The sequence below is a fragment of the Burkholderia sp. Tr-20355 genome (assembly GCF_017104685.1).
In the GTDB taxonomy this organism is placed as follows: domain Bacteria; phylum Pseudomonadota; class Gammaproteobacteria; order Burkholderiales; family Burkholderiaceae; genus Burkholderia; species Burkholderia seminalis.
The window spans coordinates 1-3,099 of record NZ_JAAGPK010000335.1 but is presented as its reverse complement, the minus strand read 5'-3'; the positions used below and the strand labels follow the sequence as shown (position 1 = coordinate 3,099).

Here is a 3,099-nt window from a genome sequence, read left to right as displayed (position 1 = left end):
CAGACTTGTTATAGGATCAAGCCTTACGGGCAATTAGTATCAGTTAGCTGAACGCATTACTGCGCTTACACACCTGACCTATCAACGTCCTGGTCTCGAACGACCCTTCAAGGGGATCTAGTCCCCAGGGATATCTCATCTTAAGGCGAGTTTCCCGCTTAGATGCTTTCAGCGGTTATCTCTTCCGAACATAGCTACCCGGCGATGCCACTGGCGTGACAACCGGTACACCAGAGGTTCGTCCACTCCGGTCCTCTCGTACTAGGAGCAGCCCCCTTCAAATATCCAACGCCCACGGCAGATAGGGACCAAACTGTCTCACGACGTTTTAAACCCAGCTCACGTACCTCTTTAAATGGCGAACAGCCATACCCTTGGGACCGGCTACAGCCCCAGGATGAGATGAGCCGACATCGAGGTGCCAAACACCGCCGTCGATATGAACTCTTGGGCGGTATCAGCCTGTTATCCCCAGAGTACCTTTTATCCGTTGAGCGATGGCCCTTCCATACAGAACCACCGGATCACTATGACCTGCTTTCGCACCTGCTCGACTTGTCGGTCTCGCAGTTAAGCACGCTTATGCCATTGCACTATCAGCACGATTTCCGACCGTACCTAGCGTACCTTCGTACTCCTCCGTTACGCTTTGGGAGGAGACCGCCCCAGTCAAACTGCCTACCATGCACTGTCCCCGACCCGGATCACGGGCCAAGGTTAGAACCTCAAACAAACCAGGGTGGTATTTCAAGGACGGCTCCACCGAAACTAGCGTTCCGGTTTCATAGCCTCCCACCTATCCTACACAGATCGGTTCAAAGTCCAATGCAAAGCTACAGTAAAGGTTCATGGGGTCTTTCCGTCTAGCCGCGGGTAGATTGCATCATCACAAACACTTCAACTTCGCTGAGTCTCGGGAGGAGACAGTGTGGCCATCGTTACGCCATTCGTGCAGGTCGGAACTTACCCGACAAGGAATTTCGCTACCTTAGGACCGTTATAGTTACGGCCGCCGTTTACCGGGACTTCAATCAAGAGCTTGCACCCCATCATTTAATCTTCCGGCACCGGGCAGGCGTCACACCCTATACGTCCACTTTCGTGTTTGCAGAGTGCTGTGTTTTTATTAAACAGTCGCAGCCACCAGTTTATTGCAACCCCTTCACCCTCCTGGCGCAGGCCAGTCAAGCTACAAGGGCGTACCTTATCCCGAAGTTACGGTACCAATTTGCCGAGTTCCTTCTCCCGAGTTCTCTCAAGCGCCTTAGAATACTCATCTCGCCCACCTGTGTCGGTTTGCGGTACGGTCATCGTTAGACTGAAGCTTAGAGGCTTTTCTTGGAACCACTTCCAATTGCTTCGCTCCCTAAGGAGCTCGCGCCACACCCTTGAATTACGCACCCGGATTTGCCTAAGTGCCTTCTCCAATGCAGCGACCGGGACTTCCAACACCCGGACAACCTTCCGCGATCCGTCCCCCCATCGCATCTAACAATGGTGCAGGAATATTGACCTGCTTCCCATCAGCTACGCATTTCTGCCTCGCCTTAGGGGCCGACTCACCCTACGCCGATGAACGTTGCGTAGGAAACCTTGGGCTTACGGCGAGGGGGCCTTTCACCCCCTTTATCGCTACTCATGTCAGCATTCGCACTTCCGATACCTCCAGCACGCTTTTCAACGCACCTTCGCAGGCTTACGGAACGCTCTCCTACCATGCGTGCAAAGCACGCATCCGCAGCTTCGGTATATAGCTTAGCCCCGTTACATCTTCCGCGCAGGACGACTCGATCAGTGAGCTATTACGCTTTCTTTAAAGGGTGGCTGCTTCTAAGCCAACCTCCTGACTGTTTTAGCCTTCCCACTTCGTTTCCCACTTAGCTATATTTGGGGACCTTAGCTGGCGGTCTGGGTTGTTTCCCTCTTGACACCGGACGTTAGCACCCGATGTCTGTCTCCCGTGATTGCACTCTTCGGTATTCGGAGTTTGCTATGGCGGGGTAATCTGCAATAGACCCCCCAACCATGACAGTGCTCTACCCCCGAAGGTGAGACACGAGGCACTACCTAAATAGTTTTCGGAGAGAACCAGCTATTTCCAGGTTTGTTTAGCCTTTCACCCCTATCCACAGCTCATCCCCTAACTTTTCAACGTTAGTGGGTTCGGACCTCCAGTACGTGTTACCGCACCTTCATCCTGGCCATGGATAGATCACCTGGTTTCGGGTCTACGCCCAGCAACTGAACGCCCTATTCGGACTCGCTTTCGCTACGCCTGCCCTATACGGTTAAGCTTGCTACTGAACGTAAGTCGCTGACCCATTATACAAAAGGTACGCCGTCACCCCTTACGAGGCTCCGACTGTTTGTATGCATGCGGTTTCAGGATCTATTTCACTCCCCTCCCGGGGTTCTTTTCGCCTTTCCCTCACGGTACTGGTTCACTATCGGTCGATCACGAGTATTTAGCCTTGGAGGATGGTCCCCCCATCTTCAGACAGGATTTCACGTGTCCCGCCCTACTTGTCGCACACCTAGTTCTTTCATACTGTTTTCGCCTACAGGGCTATCACCTGCTATGGCCGCACTTTCCAGAGCGTTCGGCTAACAATACAAATAAAGAGTGCAAGGCTCATCCCATTTCGCTCGCCACTACTTTGGGAATCTCGGTTGATTTCTTTTCCTGCGGTTACTTAGATGTTTCAGTTCACCGCGTTCGCTTCGCATGGCCTATGTATTCAGCCATGGATACTCCAAAAGGAGTGGGTTTCCCCATTCGGACATCTACGGATCAAAGCTCGTTTGCCAGCTCCCCGTAGCTTTTCGCAGGCTACCGCGTCCTTCATCGCCTGTGATCGCCAAGGCATCCACCACATGCACTTGTTCGCTTGACCCTATAACGAGTCTGTCTCATCGACAGCCGCTACAGGTTGAGTTCTCGCGTTGTGCCGTATTCCAATTGAGTCAAACATAGAGTTCGAATCATCTTGAGATACATCGATACAATCACAACCCGGATAGTTTTCACGTCCATCTCAAGACGCTTCCGCTATCCAAATTACTTACTTCTTCCAGATTGTTAAAGAACGACAGCCGATA

1 rRNA gene is annotated in these 3,099 nt (G+C 52.2%); it reads right to left on the bottom strand.

Features of this window, described 5'->3' with window-relative positions:
* Positions 1 to 12: 12 nt before the first annotated feature.
* Positions 13 to 2,894: ribosomal RNA gene (locus G3N62_RS35060) — 23S ribosomal RNA — on the bottom strand.
* Positions 2,895 to 3,099: the final 205 nt, after the last annotated feature.